This window comes from Halomonas sp. 3D7M, from assembly GCF_014897885.1.
In the GTDB taxonomy this organism is placed as follows: Bacteria; Pseudomonadota; Gammaproteobacteria; order Pseudomonadales; family Halomonadaceae; genus Vreelandella.
In genome coordinates, this window is record NZ_JABUZF010000264.1 from 63,858 (window position 1) to 69,052 (window position 5,195).

Annotated in this window: 7 protein-coding genes; all 7 read left to right on the plus strand. The window is 53.6% G+C overall.

Annotation, left to right across the window (positions count from 1 at the left end):
• The coding region (ccsA, locus tag INT22_RS21365) for a cytochrome c biogenesis protein CcsA (protein ID WP_226912854.1) at positions 1 to 435 on the plus strand (435 nt) is incomplete at its 5' end.
• A complete protein-coding gene (ccmD, locus tag INT22_RS17365) occupies positions 435 to 668 on the plus strand; it encodes a heme exporter protein CcmD (RefSeq protein ID WP_193068644.1) in 234 nt (77 codons plus the stop codon). The genes ccsA and ccmD, both read left to right, overlap by 1 nt.
• Positions 658 to 1,167 carry a cytochrome c maturation protein CcmE gene (ccmE, locus tag INT22_RS17370; protein WP_193068645.1) on the plus strand — a complete coding sequence of 170 codons (510 nt, stop codon included), beginning with the start codon at positions 658 to 660 and terminating at the stop codon, positions 1,165 to 1,167. The genes ccmD and ccmE overlap by 11 nt, the downstream gene beginning before the upstream one ends.
• Before the next feature lie 52 nt (positions 1,168 to 1,219).
• Positions 1,220 to 3,238, plus strand: a complete 2,019-nt coding sequence (locus INT22_RS17375) for a heme lyase CcmF/NrfE family subunit (protein WP_319022102.1) — start codon at positions 1,220 to 1,222, stop codon at positions 3,236 to 3,238.
• Entirely contained in the window at positions 3,235 to 3,762 is a 528-nt protein-coding gene (locus INT22_RS17380) for a DsbE family thiol:disulfide interchange protein (RefSeq protein WP_089039055.1), read from the plus strand. Before INT22_RS17375 ends, INT22_RS17380 begins: the two co-directional genes overlap by 4 nt.
• Positions 3,753 to 4,223 (plus strand): cytochrome c-type biogenesis protein, encoded by a 471-nt coding sequence (locus tag INT22_RS17385; protein WP_089039054.1) that lies wholly within the window; start codon positions 3,753 to 3,755, stop codon positions 4,221 to 4,223. Before INT22_RS17380 ends, INT22_RS17385 begins: the two co-directional genes overlap by 10 nt.
• Positions 4,220 to 5,195: c-type cytochrome biogenesis protein CcmI (ccmI, locus tag INT22_RS17390; protein WP_226912855.1), on the plus strand; the 976-nt coding region annotated here is incomplete at its 3' end. The genes INT22_RS17385 and ccmI, both read left to right, overlap by 4 nt.

Here is a 5,195-nt window from a genome sequence, read left to right on the forward strand (position 1 = left end):
ATGACCTTTGTGGCACTTTTTTCAGGCGCAGTATGGGGAGTGCCTACCTGGGGAACCTGGTGGATGTGGGACGCGCGTTTAACGTCCATGCTGATTTTGCTGTTTTTGTATTTAGGGGTCATTGCACTGCGCGGTGCTTTCAGTAGTCGCGATAGTGGATCTCGTGCAGCCTCAGTGCTGGCGATGGTGGGCGTGATTAATATTCCGATCATCAAATATTCGGTGGAGTGGTGGTACACCCTGCACCAGCCTGCCTCGTTTACGATTACCGGACGTTCGGCAATGCCTATGGAAATGTGGGCACCGCTGCTCATTATGGTACTCGGCTTCTACTGCTTTTTTATAGCGTTAACCCTGATGCGCACGCGCAGTGAAATACTGCGCCGTGAAACCAATAAGCGCTGGGTGCAAGAGCTAGTAGAGGAGGTGAAATAATGGCTTTTTCCTCACTTAATGAATTTTTTGCCATGGGTGGCCACGGGCTTTATGTATGGGCTGCTTGGGGCATTACTGCGTTGTTGATGCTGGTGATCGTTTGGCATGCGCGCCTCGAGCGCAGTCAACTGCTGAAAGGTGTGAAGCGCCGTGTGCGCCGCCAAAACGCCCAGCCCCAGGCTGCGCAAACACCAGTTAACTCTGCTCAAAGGGACGTTCGTCATGACGCCTAAACGTAAACAGAAGCTGTTCGTTATTTTAGGGTTGGTTTCATTAACCGCGATAGCGGTGGGGCTGACACTGTATGCGCTGCGCTCCAATATCAATTTATTTTTTAGCCCGGTACAAATTGCTCAGGGCGATGCACCCATGGAACGCCAGATTCGCGCGGGCGGAATGGTTAAAGAGGGATCGGTATCGCGTGATCCTGCCAGTCTTGATGTTGAGTTTACCGTGACGGATTACGTCGAGGACTTGGAAGTCTACTACAGCGGGATTCTGCCGGATCTTTTCCGTGAAGGGCAGGGGGTGGTCGTGGTAGGAGAGCTTCAGGCAGATGGGCGCTTATATGCCGATAAAGTCTTAGCTCGCCACGATGAAAACTATATGCCGCCCGAAGTGGCGCAAGCATTAGAAGAAGCAGGTTACTCCCCGGCAGATTACCAGGCAAAAGCGGCTGAGGTGGGTAAGCGTTTGGAGCAGGAAGGCACCCCCCAAGCAAGCGATTATTAATGTCTTATCGTGTCAAGCAGGCGGTTATGCCCACTGCTAATTCGGAGCGCGCATGTTCATCAAAATGATTCCTGAAATCGGCCACTTTGCTCTGGTCATTGCCCTGTTGATGGCCGTGATACAAGCTGTGATGCCGCTGGCAGGCGCGGCCACTCGGCGTCCGCTGTGGATGGCTTATGGCAAGCCTATGGCAACAGGGCAGTTCCTGTTTATTGCCATTGCCTATTTGTGCCTAACAGCCAGTTACCTGCTGGATGACTTCAGCGTTGCGAACGTCGCCAATAATTCCAACTCGCTACTGCCCTGGTACTACAAGTTTAGTGCCGTGTGGGGAAATCATGAAGGCTCCGTCTTATTGTGGAGCTTAATGTTGGCTGGTTGGGGGTATGCCGCTTCGGTATTTTCCGGTGATTTGCCGCGCGATATGGTGGCGCGAGTGCAAGGCGTCATGGGAATGGTCTGCGTTGGCTTCCTGCTGTTTATCTTGATGACCTCCAATCCATTTGAGCGGCTACTGCCGAATATGCCTCAAGACGGGGCTGATCTGAATCCGCTGCTGCAGGACTTCGGGTTGGTTGTGCATCCCCCGATGCTGTATATGGGGTATGTCGGCTTCTCGGTGGTATTTGCATTTGCCATTGCCGCGTTGCTAGGTGGGCGTTTAGACGCTGCCTGGACACGTTGGGCACGTCCCTGGACTAATGTGGCCTGGGCATTTCTAACCGTAGGCATCGCGCTAGGTAGTTGGTGGGCTTATTACGAGCTGGGCTGGGGCGGCTGGTGGTTCTGGGATCCGGTTGAAAACGCCTCACTGCTGCCCTGGTTAACGGGAACGGCGCTGGTGCACTCGTTGGCGGTCACTGAAAAGCGCGGTTCGTTTAAAAGCTGGACAGTACTGCTGGCTATTTCAACCTTCTCGCTGTCACTAATGGGCACGTTCCTGGTGCGTTCTGGCGTGCTGACCTCAGTGCACGCCTTTGCTAATGACCCTTCCCGCGGCTTCTTTATCTTAATGCTGTTGGCGATTACCGTAACGCTGTCGCTGCTGGTATTTGCGCTGCGCGCCCCCCGTGTGAGCCATAAAGTCGGCTTTAATTGGTTATCCCGTGATTCGCTGTTGTTGGTCAATAATATTCTACTGGTCATTATGACGGTCACCGTACTGTTAGGCACGGTCTACCCGCTAATTCTGGACTCCCTTGGGTTAGGTAAGATCAGCGTAGGACCTCCGTACTTTAATGCACTTTTTGTACCGCTAACGGTGGTGATGTGCATGTTTATGGGACTGGGCCCGATCGCCCGCTGGAAAAGCATGAGTGCCAGTGAACTGTGGCGTAAGCTTTGGCTGTCAGGCGCCGCTGCACTGGTCCTGGGCGGTGCTATGCCGTTGCTATATGGCGGCGAGTGGAATCTTTGGGTCTCCTTGGGCATTGTTTCGGCGCTCTGGATCGTACTGCCTATCGTGCGTGACGTGTTCAATAAAGTCCGCCATGCCAGCTCCTTTTTGGCGGGGCTGCGCAAGCTGTCGTTAGCATATTGGGGCATGGTGCTTGGTCATGTGGGCATTGCGGTCACCATTGTTGGCGTGGCGGTTGTTTCCAATTACAACATCGAACGCAACGTGCGGATGTCGCCGGGCACGACTGTTGAAGTGGCAGGTTATCAGTTCACCATGACGGAACTGGCAAATCGCCGGGGCCCGAACTTCCTGGCAGACACGTCTATCATTCAAGTGCAGCGTGGCGACTCTGGACGTAGTTTTGTGATGCGTCCAGAAAAGCGCCTCTATCTCGCTACCAGAATGCCAATGACCCAGGTGGCGCTTCGTCCCGGGCTTTTCCGCGATCTCTATGTCGCCATGGGGGAAGACCTTGGCGATGGTAGCTACGCGATGCGTGTTCAATACAAACCGTTTGTACGCTGGTTATGGCTCGGTGCGTTGTTGATGGCTTTCGGTGGCATTCTGGCGATAGTTGATAAGCGGTACCGTCGTGTCGTATCGCGCAAAGCGCCTACTAGCCCGGCTTCTGCAACGTCTGAGTCTGCAACGTCGAAGGAAGCTATGGTATGACACGTCGCCTACTACTTTTGCTACTACCGATTGGCTTTCTGGGGATTGCCTTGTTCCTTTATCAAGGGCTAGGGCGCGACCCTTCGCACCGTGACTCGGCGCTAATGGCCAGGCAGTTTCCTACCTTTGAAGCCACGACACTGCGCGATGAAAATCGCCAAGTTGATCAAACCCTGTTAACTGGCGATGTCACCTTGGTGAATGTATGGGGCGAATGGTGCCCCGCTTGTAAGCAGGAAATGCCGCAGTTGCTGGAGTTGGCTGATCAGGGCATTCGCATGGTCGGCATTAACTATCGTGATACTCGCGAAAAAGGGCTGGAGTTCTTGAGCGAGTTTGGTGATCCCTTCGAAGTTAATGTGTTTGATCCTGACGGTAACCTTGGCTTTGATCTGGGGGTTTACGGTGCGCCGGAAACTTTCTTGGTTGATGCTGACGGTGTCATTCGCTACCACCACAAAGGTTACGTGTCACCGGAAGACGTTCGTGAACGCATTCTGCCGGAGGTGGAAAAATGGCGCTAATACGCTTAATGCTTACCGTCGCGCTGCTGACACTGACTAGCGGCGCGTTGGCCGGTGGGATTGAGATACGTGAGTTCGACGATCCTGTTACGGAGCAGCGTTACCATGATCTCACCGCTTCGATGCGCTGCCCTTTATGTGAGAACCAGGCAATCGATGATTCTGATGCGCCAATTTCCGCGGACATGCGTGAACGTGTCTATCAATTGCTCCAGGATGGTCAATCGGATATCGAGATTGTTAACCACATGGTGCAGCGGTTTGGAGAGTACATTCTCTATAACCCGCGTTTAGAAAACCGCACTTACCTGCTGTGGGGGTTGCCGATAGGTTTGGTGCTGCTCGGCGTAGTGGTCGTCGTGATGATGGTTCGCGCTCGTCGTAATGCCTCAGCGAAAGCGCTTAGCGCCGAAGAACGTGCCCGACTGGATGCCCTGATTAACCGCGAGAGGTCTTCATGACACCGCTGTGGATTGCGATTGCTTTACTATTACTCCCCGCGCTTTGGTTATTGATAGCGCCGATGCGCGATGCCCGCGCGCTACGCGACAAACTAGATCACTTCGAAGCTAACGATACCGCTGATGAGCAAAACGTGGCGATTTTTAAGCGTCGTTTGGCCTCGTTGGAAGCTGCTCACGAACGTGGCGATATGGATGAGGAGCGGTTTAAAGAAGACCGCCTGGAGCTAGAGCGTAGCCTGTTGGAAGACACCGCCAGCCGTACTAAACGCCCCTTAAAAACGGCGACGGCAGGCAGGCTTGCTATCCCCTTGGTTATGGTGGCCGTGGTGGGAGCGAGTACGTTTTGGTATCAGCAGAACGGCGCGGAAGGCGATTTAACGCTTTACGCTATTCAGCAAGAAGTGCAAAACGACCCCGATGGCTCACTGGTCATGTATTTAGAGCGCATGGAAGCAGAAGCCGAGCGTCAGCCGAATAATCCCAATGTGTGGAGTTCACTGTTTCCGCTTTATCGTGAAACCGGTCAGGCCGATAAAGCAGCCGATGCGTTAGAGCGGTTGATTGCTATTGAAGGGCGGATTCCTCCGCTGTTGGCGCAACTTGCTCAACTGCGCTTTTTTATGGCGGAACGTGAACTGACTCCCGAGGTACAGTCGCTAGTGGATGAGACGCTAGCGCAAGACCCACGTCAGCCCACAGTGCTCGGTTTGCTTGGTATTCATGCGTTTGATAATGGTGACTATGAAACAGCGGTAGACTACTGGCGTCGTGCTGTCGCAAACATAGAAGATCCCGAAACGGCATCCTCCTTGCGCGAAGGTATTCGCGTTGCTCAAGAGCGTTTAGGAGTAGAGCCAGAAGCAGCGGCGGTTGAGGCCGCCCAAAGCCAGGGCGTGCGTGTGACTGTCTCATTAGACGAAGCGCTGATGGATAACGTCAGTGACGATGCTAGCGTGTTTATTACTGCTC